The 16,438-nt window shown below is 44.3% G+C and carries 16 protein-coding genes; 8 read left to right on the plus strand and 8 right to left on the minus strand.

Annotation, left to right across the window (positions count from 1 at the left end):
• Nucleotides 1-4: 4 nt before the first annotated feature.
• Nucleotides 5-1,480: a nicotinate phosphoribosyltransferase gene (locus tag H9J30_RS14785; RefSeq protein WP_240131679.1), complete on the plus strand. Its 1,476-nt coding sequence runs from the start codon at nucleotides 5-7 to the stop codon at nucleotides 1,478-1,480.
• 487 nt (nucleotides 1,481-1,967) lie between these two features.
• Here the strand turns inward: H9J30_RS14785 and H9J30_RS14790 are convergent, their stop codons facing one another.
• The 5 genes from H9J30_RS14790 to H9J30_RS14810 form a co-directional block, all read right to left on the minus strand.
• Entirely contained in the window at nucleotides 1,968-2,228 is a 261-nt protein-coding gene (locus tag H9J30_RS14790) for a hypothetical protein (RefSeq protein WP_240131680.1), read from the minus strand.
• Nucleotides 2,229-2,499: 271 nt separating this feature from the next.
• Nucleotides 2,500-2,673 (minus strand): hypothetical protein, encoded by a 174-nt coding sequence (locus H9J30_RS14795; protein ID WP_011072074.1) that lies wholly within the window; start codon nucleotides 2,671-2,673, stop codon nucleotides 2,500-2,502.
• A gap of 512 nt (nucleotides 2,674-3,185) precedes the next feature.
• A complete protein-coding gene (locus H9J30_RS14800; protein ID WP_240131681.1) occupies nucleotides 3,186-3,878 on the minus strand; it encodes a ChrR family anti-sigma-E factor in 693 nt (230 codons plus the stop codon).
• Nucleotides 3,871-4,539 carry a sigma-70 family RNA polymerase sigma factor gene (locus tag H9J30_RS14805; RefSeq protein ID WP_240131682.1) on the minus strand — a complete coding sequence of 223 codons (669 nt, stop codon included), beginning with the start codon at nucleotides 4,537-4,539 and terminating at the stop codon, nucleotides 3,871-3,873. The genes H9J30_RS14800 and H9J30_RS14805 overlap by 8 nt, the downstream gene beginning before the upstream one ends.
• 122 nt (nucleotides 4,540-4,661) lie before the next feature.
• Entirely contained in the window at nucleotides 4,662-5,213 is a 552-nt protein-coding gene (locus H9J30_RS14810; RefSeq protein WP_240131683.1) for an LON peptidase substrate-binding domain-containing protein, read from the minus strand.
• 96 nt (nucleotides 5,214-5,309) lie between these two features.
• Here H9J30_RS14810 and H9J30_RS14815 point away from each other — a divergent pair, with 96 nt between their 5' ends.
• Together H9J30_RS14815 and H9J30_RS14820 are read left to right on the plus strand one after the other, a co-directional pair.
• On the plus strand, nucleotides 5,310-5,924 hold the full coding sequence (locus H9J30_RS14815) for a class I SAM-dependent methyltransferase (protein WP_240131697.1): 615 nt from the start codon (nucleotides 5,310-5,312) through the stop codon (nucleotides 5,922-5,924).
• Nucleotides 5,925-6,147: 223 nt separating this feature from the next.
• On the plus strand, nucleotides 6,148-7,092 hold the full coding sequence (locus H9J30_RS14820; protein ID WP_240131684.1) for a chemotaxis protein CheV: 945 nt from the start codon (nucleotides 6,148-6,150) through the stop codon (nucleotides 7,090-7,092).
• Nucleotides 7,093-7,296: 204 nt separating this feature from the next.
• Here H9J30_RS14820 and H9J30_RS14825 read toward each other — a convergent pair whose 3' ends face one another.
• Nucleotides 7,297-7,938 carry a hypothetical protein gene (locus tag H9J30_RS14825; protein ID WP_240131685.1) on the minus strand — a complete coding sequence of 214 codons (642 nt, stop codon included), beginning with the start codon at nucleotides 7,936-7,938 and terminating at the stop codon, nucleotides 7,297-7,299.
• 51 nt (nucleotides 7,939-7,989) lie between these two features.
• Nucleotides 7,990-8,349 (minus strand): DUF2750 domain-containing protein, encoded by a 360-nt coding sequence (locus tag H9J30_RS14830; RefSeq protein WP_240131686.1) that lies wholly within the window; start codon nucleotides 8,347-8,349, stop codon nucleotides 7,990-7,992.
• Between the two features lie 413 nt (nucleotides 8,350-8,762).
• Here H9J30_RS14830 and H9J30_RS14835 point away from each other — a divergent pair, with 413 nt between their 5' ends.
• Entirely contained in the window at nucleotides 8,763-10,064 is a 1,302-nt protein-coding gene (locus H9J30_RS14835) for a lytic murein transglycosylase (RefSeq protein ID WP_427915919.1), read from the plus strand.
• 232 nt (nucleotides 10,065-10,296) lie between these two features.
• On the plus strand, nucleotides 10,297-10,785 hold the full coding sequence (locus H9J30_RS14840; protein WP_240131688.1) for an FKBP-type peptidyl-prolyl cis-trans isomerase: 489 nt from the start codon (nucleotides 10,297-10,299) through the stop codon (nucleotides 10,783-10,785).
• Between the two features lie 418 nt (nucleotides 10,786-11,203).
• Here the strand turns inward: H9J30_RS14840 and H9J30_RS14845 are convergent, their stop codons facing one another.
• Nucleotides 11,204-13,132, minus strand: a complete 1,929-nt coding sequence (locus H9J30_RS14845) for a M1 family metallopeptidase (protein WP_240131689.1) — start codon at nucleotides 13,130-13,132, stop codon at nucleotides 11,204-11,206.
• Nucleotides 13,133-13,360: 228 nt separating this feature from the next.
• Here H9J30_RS14845 and H9J30_RS14850 point away from each other — a divergent pair, with 228 nt between their 5' ends.
• The 3 genes from H9J30_RS14850 (at nucleotide 13,361) to ushA (ending at nucleotide 16,404) form a co-directional block, all read left to right on the plus strand.
• Nucleotides 13,361-13,588 (plus strand): DUF3389 domain-containing protein, encoded by a 228-nt coding sequence (locus tag H9J30_RS14850; protein WP_240131690.1) that lies wholly within the window; start codon nucleotides 13,361-13,363, stop codon nucleotides 13,586-13,588.
• A 78-nt stretch (nucleotides 13,589-13,666) separates the two neighbouring features.
• Nucleotides 13,667-14,332, plus strand: coding sequence for an alpha/beta hydrolase (locus H9J30_RS14855; RefSeq protein ID WP_240131691.1), 666 nt, complete (start codon nucleotides 13,667-13,669; stop codon nucleotides 14,330-14,332).
• A 362-nt stretch (nucleotides 14,333-14,694) separates the two neighbouring features.
• Nucleotides 14,695-16,404, plus strand: a complete 1,710-nt coding sequence (ushA, locus tag H9J30_RS14860; RefSeq protein ID WP_240131692.1) for a bifunctional UDP-sugar hydrolase/5'-nucleotidase UshA — start codon at nucleotides 14,695-14,697, stop codon at nucleotides 16,402-16,404.
• Nucleotides 16,405-16,438 lie beyond the last annotated feature (34 nt).

Raw genomic sequence — 16,438 nt, forward strand, 5'->3', positions numbered from 1 at the left:
AAATATGATGTACTTGAATCCCGTTACCGCCATTGATGGCTACAAAGTCGACCACCGCCGTCAATATCCTGATAATACTCAAGTGATTTTTAGTAACTTGACCGCCCGTAAATCCCGTCGTGGTTATACTGAGCAGATGGTATTTTTTGGTCTGCAATATTTTATCAAGCATTACTTAATTGACAGTTGGAACCGCGATTTCTTTCAACAGCCCAAAGAGCAAGTGATCCGCCAATTCTCCCGCCGCATTAATAACTATCTTGGACCAAATAATGTCGGCACTCAGCATATTGAGGCGTTACATGATTTAGGCTATTTACCCATTAAAATCATGGCATTGCCTGAAGGAACAGTGTATCCCTTAAAAGTGCCTTGCCTGGTTTTGTACAATACCGATGAGCGGTTCTTTTGGTTGACCAATTATCTCGAAACGATGCTTTCTGCCAATGTGTGGGGAATGTGTACTAGCGCCACTACCGCGCTGCAATACCGCAAAATATTTGAGACTTACGCGCTAGAAACCGATGGTGACATCGCATTTGTTGATTGGCAGGGCCATGATTTTAGTTTTCGCGGCATGTATGGCGCAGAGGCTGCGGTAATGAGCGGTGCAGCGCATTTACTCAGTTTTACGGGCACAGATACCATTCCTGCGATTGATTTTCTTGAGCAATATTACCTTGCCGATAGTGATAAAGAACTTGTCGGTGGCAGTGTGGCCGCAACGGAGCACAGTGTGATGTGCGCGGGTGGCATGGAGAACGAATTAGAGACGTTCCGCCGTCTGATTGAAGATATTTATCCTAGCGGTATTGTCAGTATCGTTTCTGATTCTTGGGATTTTTGGCAGGTGATGACAGAGTTCACCGTTGCCTTAAAAGACCGCATTCTTGCCCGTGAGGGCAAAGTGGTGTTTAGGCCTGATACGGGGTGTCCGGTGAAGATCATTTGTGGCGATCCACAAGCGTCAGTGGGAAGCCCTGAGTATAAAGGCGCTATTGAGTGTTTGTGGGATGTCTTTGGGGGCAGCACAACAGCCAAAGGTTACAAATTACTCGATAGCCATGTCGGACTGATTTATGGCGATTCAATTACGATTGAACGGGCTGAAGCCATTTGTGCCGGTTTGAAGGCCAAAGGTTTTGCATCAACCAATATTGTGTTTGGAATTGGCAGTTTTACCTATCAACACGTGACCCGAGATACTGACGGTTACGCGGTGAAAGCGACCTTTGCGAAAGTGGATGGTAAAGACAGAGAAATATTTAAAGATCCTAAAACCGATGATGGCACTAAAAAATCTGCTAAGGGATTAGTGGCGGTATTTAAAGATGCGCAAGGTCAATTTTATCTTAAAGCTCAAGCGAGCTGGCAAGATGTTAACCATTGCGAGTTTGTCCCTGTATTTGCCGATGGTGAATTATTAACTGAATATTCTTTGGCAGATATTCGCGCAAGATTGGCAGCATCTCGTCGCTAAGAAGGGGATTGTGGTTTAACATTTTGTGCATGTAGCGATTCAAATCACTACCGATAATGGAATAGAAATTAGGCTGGCAATGCGGTTTTTATGTGAATACGCTTGCCAGTCAACGTTAATCATACTGGCTGTCATGACGACTGTTATCGCTAAATGAGCTAGGGCGTGTTGACATTTCGAGATTAAATTTTGTTCGTTCTGGCAAGCTCGTGCTCGCGAAACGAGGAATGATGTGTCGTTATTCTACTCAAATGACGAGCGGCTCTCATGACAGAAAGTAAGAGCAAGGGCTTGCCAGACGAACCCTTAGGACAGCATTTGGCTGACGTTTCTGCTGCGTTATCGTCCGTTTATGTAGAATAACTACACAGCACGGACTTTGCCTTGCATAAACGCCAGCCAAATTGCTGCAAAAATAACCATGAAACGTCAACACGCCCTAGTCACAGAGTAATAAAACGGTGAGAACAAGGGGCTAAACAAGAGGCTAATATACAAGCTGGTTTCGTTTAAGAATTTTATAAGTACGACGGCCAATGTTTTCGAGGTTTTTTAAATCTTTTAGGCTGGGTATTGCATCGGTATATTGCCAATAACTGATTTCAGCATCGAGCATTTCAAGCATTTTTTTAGAACAACCTAAACATTCGCCTTGACACATTTGTGCTTCATTTAAATTCAGCGGAATGGCTTGCTGGATTTGAGCGATAAGCTGTTGAATAGCGGTTTTGGTATTCGGTTTTGACATAACAATACTTCACAATAGGAAAGTGTGAAGATATTAGCAGAAGCGAAAGTTGATAGGTTTGATCTAGATTAATACACATTTGGTTCAGCGTGTATCTATGTGAGCGAGATACTGGCTGAACCAAACGAGTTCGTCATATAGACGTGAAAGGATAGCGAATCGTGATATTAGGCTATCAATAAAGGCGAGTTGATTTCGGTATGGCGAGGAAAATGGGAACCGAATAAACCAACATGCCAATATTCGTACTCGATGAGTACTTAATTTAGACTTATTTATTTGACGACAAAAGCCATTTCATAAAGTTTAATGCCTCGGTGCGCTTTGAAAAAGTCTGTCTGTTTTTACCTTGTCTATCGGTAAAAGCAATCGAGGTTTTGTTTACTGAAATTGAATCAACAGGGAAGTTCACTGTGATTTCATGACCGTTAATTTTGTATGACATAAGCCACACTCCTTTTAGTTAAATTCACCCTTAGGTGAGCAATTAATAACGATAAAATATCCTTAGCATAGTTGCGAAAGATGATACTAATGAGTCTTGAGGTTACCCATTCCACCATAATTAATCAAGAGATGCTCTATTGATAACTAGTGCAAATCACCGATTGTGTCAATGGATTATCTCAATTAGCCCAGTTGACCATAGCGAAGTGACAATACTATGACATTGGCTGAATTAAAGAGTTCACTTTTTTTGAGTCAATGCCGAAATCACTAACTCATTATTTTTGCAGGACTTACTTGTAGTAGGCTTTCTTTGTGAGGATCAGGTTTGATACGAATCAGACCGATATAAAAAGGGTAACAACAAGATACTTCTCAAGACGCGGTGCAGTATAACAGTAAATTCCCCGCTGGCAAGGGTAATTTTTGCTCAGCGGGAAATGTTTTTATTTTATATCTTTGTTGACCATTATGTCAGCAATTTTGCATTACTGTAAATGAGCGGCCAATTTAATAAATGAGCTCTCCTATCGGATTTAACAGTTTACTAATTCCCTTAGTAAAATAGAGTGGTGCATCCAGTACGGTATAACATAAACAACCCGTTTGAGTTATGGGAGAATGTTGAGTATTACCGTCTAAAATAATAAAGTCACCTGCAACATAATGACCTGTTGAATCCGAAAATTCACCTGACAATAATAAGGTTAACTCAAACCCTTTATGGGTATGTTGTGGGATCTCACCTAAGGCTTCGATATGCAATAAACTGGCACGGGTATTTTTTTCGTCCATGTCGAATCGCATCCGACTGACTTTGCCAATTTGTTGCCATGGTTGTGCAATATGTTGACGAAAAACCCTCGGGATTTGGTAGCGGGTATTTCGGTGGCTAACCGTCACAGAAGATTCTATGTAGGGTTCACTCATTGTGCTTTCTGGAAGCGCCATAATGTTCGATAACATTTGTTGCCATGGGGCATTATCGACGACATCAATTTCGTTTGAAGCATTGTGTTGAACCTCATCATCACCAGAGGAAACAAAAACAAGCTTGGCGGCTTGTTCAGTCAATTTTGCGATTTGAGTTTGGCATTCTTGACATAAGGCGCAATGGGCAGCGACGGCGATAGACATTGATAAGGGGAGTTCACCTAGAGCATGGGCCTGAAGCAATTCTGCATGGGGGTGGTGTTTAATCATGTTGTGTCTCCAAAAAGCTTTTTAGCTTTTCTAACCCCAATCTTAGTCGCGATTTAATAGTGCCAATGGGGACTTTTAGGGCATCTGCCAATTCTTGCTGGGTGAGTTCTTGCATATAAATGCCTTGCACTACTTGGCGTTGTGCAAGGGGCAGGGCATCTAAATGAACGAGTAACTTGGCGGTTAATTTATGGTCTTGGTTGTTATCTTGGCTAACAGCAACGTCATAAAGTGGCCAGATATCATCACCAAATGCATCTTCTCGGTTATGCTGTACCCGTCTTAGCATATCGAAACATTGGTTACGCATGATGGTAAAGACCCACGTGGCGACAGACCCTTTATCCGCATTGTATAGGTGTGATTTGGTCCAAACGGTGGTCATGGTCTCTTGAACTAAATCCATGGCTAAGCCTTGTTGATTTAATCGTTGCAGACCAAATGCTCTAATTTTGGGCATGAAGTGGCTGAACAAATAGCCAAATGCGGCTTTATCCCTTTGATTAGCGACTTTAATGATGGCGCTCACCAAAGGATCGATATCCGTTATATGTTTGTCGGCGGATAAATTGTGGTTATCGTTTTCCATGGCCATTTCGATAGGGGGCGATAACTGTCTATCATAGCGATTTTGCGCTAAATGTGATTGAAAATTTTCCATTATTGAGCTCTTCATTTAAGGTACAACCCCGTTCGAACATGGCTTCAAATCCTGCTTCGCTGTCAATGTTCGATAAGCATGTTGTCTAATACGTGGCCCTTTTAATAATGGATCACTGTAAATTATTTTATGACGGTTCTTAATAAATCCAGTGTGAGTTGGTGGTCCATAGCATTAATGCAGGTGTATTTTTCTGCGGAACGGATGGGCAAAATCTCAAGCCAACGCTGGCAAACCCATGCAATATCATCAAATTGTGCCGCTTGATATTGTTGTAGGTGCTTTGGATACTCTTTAAGGATATTTTGCAACATGTCGCTGAGATAAATTTCGCTTTTTTGAACCGGTGCCGCTGGCCAGTTATCGATTAAATTGATTTGCGCACGCTTTAGGCCATCGGACTCCACACTGATATCGCCGAGGGTAAATCGTTGTTTCCCTTCAATGCTTACGCCTAACATGCCGTCAGGTAAGGTCTCAAAGTCAATGATATGCACCAGAGTTCCTATCGGATATAGCGTGTTAACTTCTTCTGATGTCATACATAGACCAAAGCCATCGCCTGATTTAAGTGATTCAGCCACCAAACGTTTATATCGAGGTTCAAAAATCCGTAATTGAGTGTATCCCTCGGGCAATAGACAGATGGGCAAGGGAAAAAGAGGTAATTTCATAGTGGCCTCGGGTGAACTTTAGTTTCTACCATTACGTACCATCATCAGAATTTGATCAGTGCTTCAAGCAATAGCCAACTCATTTAAGGGGATATGATGAAGTTAAACCCATTCGAGAAAAAGCTGGTTCAGCATCCGCTGCGTTTTTGGTTACAAAACCATATTGAAGCGCCGTTATTGACGTCAATGATGCCTAAACCGCTTCCTTATATTCAATACGCGCTCGAAATCGGTTGTGGTTTTGGCAATGGTATTCATTTGATCCGCGAGCATTTTGGTGCAGAACATGTCACTGCGGTTGATCTCGATCCTGAGATGGTGAGTGCTGCTAAGGCTCGTTGGCACACTTCAATCCATGGGCTAGAACAGCTTGAATTTAGTATTGCCGATGCCACCGCATTGCCTTTTAGGGAGGCGCAGTTTGATATGGTGTTTAATTTTGCGGTGTTTCATCATATCCCCGACTGGCAATCCGCCATTGTTGAAGTCGCCAGAGTGTTAAAGCCGAATGGGTATTTTGTGATAGAAGATCTTTACCGTGCAGCCATTTGCAATCCGTTGAGTCGTCGGCTCTTTGAGCATCCGCAGCAGAATCGGTTTAATCATCAACAATTATTGCATATGCTTCGCCAAGTGGGATTTCAAATTGTATGCGACAGGAATTTGTTTAATTTGAGTGGTATGGTGTTGGCTCAGAAGAGGTTTGTTTAACCCTTAGGGGCGTTAAATTGTCAAAGATTGTGTTTCGTTAGGGATTGATGTTTATTCTGCAAATGGTTGATTCAGCAAATTCGCCATTCTTGCATCCGAGTGATTGTAATTTTTAGATAAAATCGACATATCACATGGTTCTCATTGCGAGTTTACCGCTATAATTTAGCTTAATCCTTAGCAGCTGAGGGAAGTTTTTCCTCCAGAGTAGAGAAATAGCATTATGGCAAATGTTTTGGCAACGGTAGATCAACGCACCAATCTTGTCGGTGAGAATCGATTGGAACTACTGCTGTTTCGGATTAACTCGATGCAGTTATTTGCGATTAACGTCTTTAAAGTCAAAGAGGTTGTTAAATTACCCCCGCTCAATGCCATGCCAGGGAGTCATCCCCATATTTCAGGTGTTGCCAATATTCGGGGTATGTCTATTCCGGTGATTGATCTGCGTTCAGCCATTGGATTTAAATATGTACCGCCAGATGATACTGCCAATATGATCATCACCGAATATAACCGCAGTGTGCAGGGTTTTTTAGTTGGTAAAGTCGAGCATATTATTAACATGACATGGAGCGATATTATGCCACCGCCAAAAACGGCGGGCCGGAATAATTATCTTACCGCAATCACCCGAATCGAGTATCAAGGCCAGTCGCAATTGGTTTCGATCATTGATGTAGAGAAGGTGTTGGCTGAAATTGTCCATTATGATATCAGCCTATCTGAAGGCGTGTTGGATGAGAGCTTACTAGACAAAATGCCCGGCAGGAAAATACTGATCGTTGACGACTCATCGACGGCAAGACGGCAAGTGCGTGAAACCCTTGGGCAACTCGGCATTGAAATTATCGAAGCCTCCGATGGGTTGCAAGCTTTGCATTTACTGCAAAAATGGCGCGATGAAGGTAAGAATGTCACCAAAGAGCTGCTCATGATGATCACTGATGCCGAAATGCCTGAAATGGACGGTTATAAACTGACCTATGAAGTTCGTAACGATAAGGCCATGGCTGACTTATTTATCACGCTAAATACTTCCCTGAGTGGTAGCTTTAACAATGCTATGGTGGAGAAGGTAGGTTGTGATCGCTTTATTTCTAAGTTCCAACCTGACTTATTGGTTGAAGTCGTGCAGGACAGGTTAAAGCAAATCCTTGGTAAATAATGAGTTAAAATCGCGACTCAAGTTAAAAGTGTAATGTAAGCGCGCAAGCGACTTATGTTGATTGGGCTACTGCTAATCGGGCTACTGAGTTAATCAATAAATACTTTGAAGAGGGTCGGTCGCCTTAGCAACATCAACACTATTGGGGCTTAGTTATTTTTCAGGTGTCGATTATAGCGTGGCATTCGCGACGCGTAATTGAGGTTACTCGCACAGTTCGGCTTTGACATCGGCGATGACTTGACGCTTCATTTCTTTCGCGGCGGCGATATGGATCCGTGCAAGCCGAAGTGCGTAGTTAAATCGTTGTCGTCCAACGAGCCTGACTAGTTCTGCAAAAAACGCCGCGTCTAAGCAAAATTGTTTGCTGTAATAGTGAATGGCAGCAGGTAATGAAGAATAAGTTACACCATCAAACTCAAACTGAGCACTGCCTTGCTGGCATTCAAGTTCAACGCCGTCGATTAGAATGGGCCATCCAGGATAGTTGATCCTATCGCGGGCGATTTGATACATCATCCATGCGCTTTTTTTAAAGCCTTCAAACACTTTGCAGGAAAACTCAGATTCGGCGAGTTCCGCCTCGGTCCAATTAATGCCAATGGCTAAATGTTTGGCGTAAATAGCCATTAAGGCATCTTTTACCGCCATTCTGCAGTCCCAAATTGAGGTTAAGGGATGTTGTTTTGCCAGTTTTAAACATTCTGAACAGCAAGGTAATGCGAGGGAAGGATGGGGCGCATGCGGTGTTGCATGATACTCAAATAAATCTTTACAGGGTTCACCACAAAACCAGCAAAGGTGACGCTTATCGAAGGGGATATCGATACAAGGAATCGCCAACATCAAGGTCTGAGCACCTCAGTCCTTGATGTCTTAAGCATGAAGTTGATGAGATTAGACTTCTTCAACATCAACTAAATCTTTGGCAAGTACGATAGGATCGAGTTCTAAACAATCCTCATCACTTTGCCAATCAACGCCAATTAATACGCCATCATCGTTTAAATCCGATACCCAGTACTCAAGAAATTCTTCGAGGCTAATCGCAACGGCTTGGTAGTCTTTCCATTCTTCGGTGCAGTGTGATTTTGCTTGCGTTTCGCTTGACCATAGCGGCATCACATCTGTGTCTTCGAACTCACCAGAGTCACAAACCACCCAGCCTTCGCCAGTCTCATCCATCAAACCCCACAGTGTTTGATGTTCTTTTACATTTTCGATAAAGCCTGCTAAAGCTGCGTTGATTTCAGTCATGATAGGTCTCTTTGAAGTATGCTGTTAACCAACCCATTATACGGCAACGGCTAGATAGGCCAAGGGATTCTTTGTTAAGATTTTTTCGCTGTAGTTTAACTGAGCAATAAGTGTATTTATCTGGGTATTTGTTGCGATGAGCATTGTGTTGACGGGCGCGATGGGTCAGGATGTGCGCTCTAGAGGCGTAAATCGGGATTAACTTGAATTACGCGCATCTGGTGGATTTTCCTGTGGGGGAGAAAATGCATTTGTGGATTTTTGGCCGTTGCGCATTCTCGTATATTCTTGAATTAAGCTAGCAACCTCTTTGTGGCTAAAAATCGTATCTCTCTTGGCATGAGTCAATACCCAACTCGTGCTTGGCTCAGCTAAGGTATCCCTTAGCACTGAATTGAGGAGTAATTGATTTGATGAAAGCAAAAGGAATGTACTATCTTGCTGCGAGTATCACCGCGTGTGTGAGCTTAAGTGCTTGTTCTAGCTCGCCAACGTCTAGCAGTACGCCTAGCAATAATAGTGAAACGGCTATCGTACAGACGCAAGCTGCTGCGCAAGAAGTGCAATTGAGCGAGATTATCACCAGTCATGCTGCAGCATTTCCGACTTGCGTGGCAAACCTCCAGACGCGTGCTCGACGTGAAGGTTTATCCGAAGAGACCATTAATAACACTGTGGCCAGTCTGCAATTTGTGCCTAAGGTGATTGAGCTTGACCAAGCTCAGCCTGAATTTAGCCAAACTTTCACCAATTACTTCACCAAACGGGCAACCGATTGGCGAGTGAATGAAGGTCGACGTCTGCTGAAAAAGCACCGAGTGTTGCTTGAACAACTCGCGCAGCAATATGGCGTGCCGCCACAATATATTCTGTCTTTTTGGGGGCTGGAGACCAACTACGGTTCCTATAAAGGCAAAATGTCCGTTTTAGATTCCCTCGCGACCTTGGCCTGCGAGCCACGTCGAAGTGATTATTTTACGTCTGAGCTGATGCAAGCGCTTAAGTTAAAAGAAAAATATGGCTTCGATAAGCGTACTATGGTGGGTTCTTGGGCGGGCGCCATGGGGCATACTCAGTTTATGCCCTCGGCTTATGCTAAATACGCCATCGATGGTGATGGGGACGGTAAAGCGGATCTGTGGAATAGCACAGAAGATGCTCTCACATCTGCGGCAAACTTTCTGCAACACTTAGGTTGGCAGCGTAACGAACGCTGGGGGCGTGAAGTGTTATTGCCAAGCAATTTTGGTTACGAACATCTTGGAGCAAAACAGGCTCAACCTTTGTCGCAATGGGTGGCGCAATCTGTGTTGCAAACGAATGGATTGCCTTTACCTGCTATCGATCTGAAAGCTGCACTGTACTTGCCTTCTGGTCATACGGGCCCTGCATTCTTAGGTTATGAAAACTTCAATGTGATTATGCGTTGGAACCGCTCTGAATTTTACGCCATCACCGTAGGCCATTTGGCAGACCGGATTAATGGTGGTGAACCGCTCAAGGTGACACCACCCGATCAGCCTCGCTTAAGCCGTGAGCTAATCAAACAGTTACAAACCAAACTGAATGAATCCGGCTTTGATGTTGGTAAACCAGACGGCGTGCTTGGGCGCAATTCTACTGCGGGGATCCAGGCATTCCAACGCAGTAACAATATGATTGCCGATGGTTTTCCAAGCCCAGAAGTGTTCACTGCTTTAGGTATTTCACTCTAATAAACGCCTCGTTTTAGCTAATCGCCCGTAGGCTATGCTTGAAACAACCACTGCGCCATATTGGCGCAGTGGTTTTGCCAATCCTCCGTCTCCAGTTTGATTGAATCCTTAAGCAGTAGGATTGGCGCGTGTCATCGCAGAAAGATGAGCGGGGATAAAATAGTGGAGTGCAATGACCAGTTTTGCTAAGCTCGGCCGACATTTGAAATCGAAGCAAGTCAAAGGATATTCGATGAACATTAAAGACGATATGGTTGTGCAGTTTAATTACACTCTGCGCGACGAAAAAGGCGAAGTGATTGAAACTAATGAAGGTCGCGAGCCGATCGCCTATTTACACGGTCATGACAACATGATGCCTGGTGTTGAGAATGCGATTAACGGTAAAGCTGTCGGTGAAAAGTTCACTGTGACGCTGCCATGTGCTGAAACCTATGGCCAACGTATTGAAGGTGAAGCGGCGCAGCAACGTGTATCGGTTAAGCACCTGTTAGGCGCCAGCGTGTGGAAGCCTGGTATGACGGTGGTGGTTCATACTGACCACGGTCAACGCCAAGTGACAATCGTGAAAGTCGGTAAATTTATGGCTACCGTGGATGTCAACCATCCATTAGCGGGCCGTGACTTAACTTTTGATATCGAAGTGGTTGGCGCCCGTGATGCGAGCGATGAAGAAATTGCTCATGGTCATGCCCATGGTGTCGGTGGTCATCACCACTAGTCGGCCAGAGTGTGATGTTTGATAGCGCTGCTGGCGCATTTTAAGTGCTGCGATACAAACACCTTCTGATGATAAAGCAAAGCCCAAACCTAAGTTTGGGCTTTTTTGTTGGGTTAATATCTGAATGCTGCTTTAATATCAATCGTATTAAATATCTGTTCATTCAGCGGGAGCCTCACAGGCATCTCACTCCCGTGTTACATTGACTTAAAAGGGAATACCATTTCTTCGTCAATGCGCCTTGGATTGAGATGCCTGTGAGGCTCTGAACTGATTAGATATTTAATGTGATTGGTATAACCTCATTTAGGGACAGTAAATTCACCTCAAATCGCTCTTTACCGCGCTTACTTCGATGAACTGACATGCAATTGGCTAATCCTTAGTTTTCATACTCCAGCTCAATCTTCACTTGTAGTTAATGTTGATGCTCAATGGGAGTATCGCTAAACATCATATCTAAACTGGCTTGAGTCTGTGGATGGTAGCCGCTGCGCGCTGCAAGGTAGACGGTTTTTGCCCAGTCGTAATGTTCGCTGCTCGCCAGTTTTTGGTACAAAGGCACAATCAGCCTGCGCCGGCCTATTTCGGTTAAATGCAGCTTTAATGCAGTTAATACGCTGAAATAGCGATTGTCGAGGGCGAGGGAATACCAAGCAAAGGCGATTTCGTTGTTGCTGGTGCCGGTAAAATGAAAGGCGTTATCGAGTTCTAAAAGTTGTGCAGGTGTCAGGTTTAACCGTGGCATTTCGTTAATGAATCGCAGCCATTGATGCACAGTCCAATCTTGGGTGTTGAGTGCGCTAGCCTTTGCTTTGCCATCCAACCAAGCTTGGCGCTGGGCGTCAATATCATCGAAGGCGGGTGAATTGGGCGGTGTTAAAAATGGCGGTAAACCTTGTCCCTCAATCCATGTATCAACCTCGGATTCACTGACGATATTAGGATAGCGTTGCAGTAAATGTTGCGTGAGATAGTTGCGGAATTGCTCCGTGGTAATGCTTTGAAACGCAAAGTGATCAAAGTAACTTTTGACAAAGTTATCGAAGCGTTCACGGCCAAATTTTTGTTCAAGGAAGCGCAGGAATAATTGGCCTTTGACATAGGGCACGCCACTAAAGGCATCGTCGGGATCGCGCTCACCTAAGTCAATATGCAGAATGGTGTCGCCTGCGGGCAACTCGGCTAATTCTGCCAGCAGCTCTGAGTAACTAATGGTTTGCTCCATCAATGCGCGGTCGCGGCCGTAGAGATCTTCCATAATCCGATTTTCAACATAGGTGGTAAAACCCTCGTTGAGCCAGAGGTCACGCCAAGTCGCGTTAGTGACCAAATTGCCAGACCAAGAGTGCGCAAGTTCATGGGCGATTAAACTCACCAAGCTTTTATCCCCCGCAATCACTGTGGGGGTAATAAAAGATAAGCGAGGGTTTTCCATGCCGCCGAAGGGGAAGCTGGGCGGCAGGATCAACAGATCGTAACGACCCCAGCGGTAATCACCATAACGTTTTGCGGCGATGGCGATCATCGCTGGCGTATCGGTAAACTCTTTGCTGGCCTTGGCGAGCATTTCGGGCTCGGCCCAAATGCCAGAGGTCTTATCTAAGGCGGCAAATTGTAAGTGGCCAGCAGCAATGGCAATCAAATAGGCTGGAATCGCCTGCGGCATGGTGAAGTGGGTTTGTGTATCGGACAGACTTGTCCGGTCGGCACTCATCACGACACTAATGCCTTGCTTGGCGGTAACAGTGGCGCTGTAGGTTTGCCGCACTGCGGGCGTATCTTGCAGCGGGATCCAGCTTCTGGCGTGGATAGCTTGGCTCTGGCTAAACATAAATGGCCACTGTTTGCCTTGGGTTTGCTCTGGAGTAACCCATTGAATACCTGATGGATTATTGGATGTGTGATAATTTATTTTTACCTTGGCGACCCGTTCTTGAGGGAATTGGATGGTAAGCGCCGCGCCTTTGACTTTATCGACAGCGCCGAGACGAAAGGGCACGGCTTGCCATTGTCCTTTCGCATTTAACATGCTCACACTGTTAATCGTGAGATCGCGAGTATCCAACACTAGAGTTTTGCCTGCTTTATGCCAATCCAGCTCGAGAATGGTGTTACCCGAGAGTTGTTGCAGCTCAAAATCCACGTTCAGCGCCAGTTCAATATGCTGAATGCTGACCTGTTGGTAATTTGCAAAAGTCAGGTTATCTGCGACTGAGTGCAATGGGCTAGTGGCGACGCTGGCAAGATTACTGTTAGGTAAACTATCGGCCGCGTTGGCATATTGAACGAATGGCAGCAGCATCAACAGGGCGCTGCTAATGAGGGCACGACGAGATAAAAACATATAACAAACCCAGTATGATAATGATTATTAGGGTGAAGAGGAATGCGAGCCGCGAGAGGCCATATCCGTTGCGCCCTGATTTTACTCGAACTCTGTAGGTTTGTGGCTATTTAGCTGGCACTAAAATGTAATCAAACTTGATCTTGTTTTAAAAAATCATCGCGTGCGAAGTAACTTTGTTATTATGGCGCGATGTTAACAATGTCTTATGACTAGAACTGGACAACTATGGTACTGGATTTTTCACAGGGTAAGCTGATAGCAACTGAGTTTGAAGTACAGATCAGACTAAGTGTGGCCAATGTTGTGCTTCAAGCGAGTGCTGAGGATGTAAGTCTTAGGCTTGACCCTCCGATGATCATCGCCAATGGCGGCAGCGTTCGTTGGAGCATTAAATTAGATAACTCAGACCAGTTGCAATCACTGCAAGCACTGCTCGGGATTGATTATTTGTAAGCACACTTGGATATTGTCGAATGGGCTTGATGACATTTAACTTTAATTTTCAATTTGATTTAGAAAGGATATATCAGTATGACGCTTGAACGTATTGTGATTGAACCCCAAGTTGAAGCGACCGCCGTTGTGATTTGGCTTCATGGGTTAGGCGATTCTGGTGCAGGTTTTGCTCCTGTAGTGCCCGCGTTAGGATTGCCTGCGGATCACAGTATTCGCTTTATTTTCCCCCATGCACCTGAGCAGGCGGTGACCATCAACGGTGGTTATATTATGCGTGCTTGGTATGACATTAAAAGCATGGACTTACACGATAGAGCCGATATGCAGGGAGTGATGGCATCCGAGTTAAGTGTTCAGGCACTGATTGATGAGCAGATCGCCGCAGGTATTCCTAGTGAGCGGATTGTACTGGCGGGATTTAGCCAAGGTGGGGTGATGAGTCTGTTCACAGGATTACGTTACCCACACAAACTTGCCGGTATTATGGCGTTATCCTGCTATCTGCCAACGGCTGATGTATTGCCAAGCCAACTCAGTGTGGCCAATGCTAATACGGCTATTTTGCTTCAGCACGGCGAGCAGGATGATGTCGTCCCGTTATCGGCGGGATTATTGGCAAAAGAGGCGTTAATTGCCGGAGGTTATCAGGTGCAATGGCAAACCTATCCGATGCCACATTCGGTTATTCCTGTACAATTAAAAGCCATTAGTACTTGGTTACAGCAGCGTTTTGAAATGTAGTTAAATCTAAATGCTGATAAAACCATCATGCGGTAAATGGCTTTTTGCCGCTTGATGTTTTTTATAAAGAACAATGCAGTGGTGCATTATTTTTTCTAAGTTGTTTAAATTAAAGCGTTTAACTTTAGAATTGTAATTATATTTGTTATTAAATCCCAAAATAAAAAATAAGCCGTTTAGCTTATTTTTTATTTGAAACAAATCTGTATTAAAACTCGCCAAAAATCCCACATTAAAGTCACGTTTATTAATAAAAATGACACAATTAATCTTTATTCTTTGCTATTATGCGTGGCGCGAGAGTTGATGGTACTCGCACAATCTATCTATGATAAAATAATTAAAATCAAGGGGTTGATGTAATGACAAATATGCTTATTAAAGGACTCATTGCAACTGCAGTGCTGACTGCGTTAGCAGGTTGTAATAGTGATGATGATAAAGTTCCAACAACTTGCGCCGAAGCTGGTGCTGCCTGTAAAACATTTACAATCCTTCATACCAATGATAACCATGGCCGTTTTTGGGAAAACAAAGATGGCGAATATGGTTTAGCCGCCCAGAAAACCTTGGTTGATCAAATTCGTGCTGAAGTGAGCAAGAAAGGTGGTCAAACGCTATTACTTTCTGGTGGCGATATTAACACTGGCGTGCCTGAATCCGATTTACAAGATGCGATTCCTGACTTTACTGGTATGAACAAAATTGGTTATGACGCAATGGCAGTCGGTAACCATGAATTTGATAATCCGTTATCAGTTGTGGATATGCAACGCAGCCTTGCCGAATTCCCTATGTTAGCGGCCAACATTTATAAGGCTGATGGCACTCGCTATTTCGATGCCTATAAAATTTTCGATGTTAATGGGGTAAAAATAGCTGTTATCGGTTTAACCACTGAAGATACCGCTAAGATCGGTAACCCAGAATATATCAGTGAATTAGAGTTTAGAGATCCAAAGAAAGAAGTTGCCAACGTCATCAAAGAAATCAAAGAGGCTAAGTCAGCGGACATCATTTTTGCAGTGACACACATGGGTCACTACGCCGATGGCCAACATGGTAGCAATGCTCCTGGTGATGTGGCGTTAGCCCGTTCACTGAAGGAAGGTGATTTACAGGTGGTGATTGGTGGCCATTCACAAAACCCCGTATGTATGGAGCAAGGTAATAAGGCCTATGCGGCATTCAAACCGGGCGATGCCTGCGCGCCAGATCAACAAAATGGCACTTGGATTATGCAAGCCCACGAATGGGGTAAGTATGTCGGTCGTGCGGACTTTGAATACTTCAATGGTGAACTTCACTTAGCCAGTTACAAATTAGTGCCAGTGAACTTAGTTAAAGAAGTCACTGATGAAGCGGGTAACAAGAAAAAAGTGCTCGTCGGTGAAAAGATTGAGCCTGATACAGAGTTAAAAGAGCTGCTTTCTTACTATCAAGAGAAAGGTCAAGCTAAGTTAGATGAAGTGATTGCGACTACCGATGCGCTGCTCGATGGTGAGCGTGCAAATGTGCGTAACAAACAGACCAACTTGGGTCGTATGTTAGCCATGGCACAAAGTGGTAAAGTGTCTGCAGACTTTGGGGTGATGAACTCAGGTGGTGTGCGCGCTTCTATCAAAGCTGGTAACATTACTTACCGTGACGTACTTACCGTTCAACCTTTCGGCAATATGGTGACCTTAAACGAGATGACTGGTGCTGCCGCTGCTGATTATTTAGGTGCAGTGGGTAGTCTGCAAATTGGTTCTGGTGGCTATGCGCAAATTACGGGTGTGAAGATGACCATTGACTGTGTTGCGAAAAAAGCCACAGTTCATGAAATCAATGGTAAAGCATTCAGCGCAACGGCAACCTACAAGTTTACAGTGCCTAGCTTTAACGCGGCTGGCGGTGACGGTTATCCAAAACTGACAAGCCCAATCCAAACAGGCTATGTTGACGCAGATTTGCTGTATTCTTTCCTGAAAGATAAACAATCTATCGTTGCTGCGGATTACAACCCAGTGGGTGACATTGTGTATGAAAACTCAGATAGTGTAGAAGGTTGTAAGATTACAGCGAAGTAAGCTACTCCGGCTTAAAAACGCCACTCAATTTGAG

Origin of the sequence: Shewanella cutis (assembly GCF_022410515.1) — a bacterium.
In the GTDB taxonomy this organism is placed as follows: Bacteria; Pseudomonadota; Gammaproteobacteria; order Enterobacterales; family Shewanellaceae; genus Shewanella; species Shewanella cutis.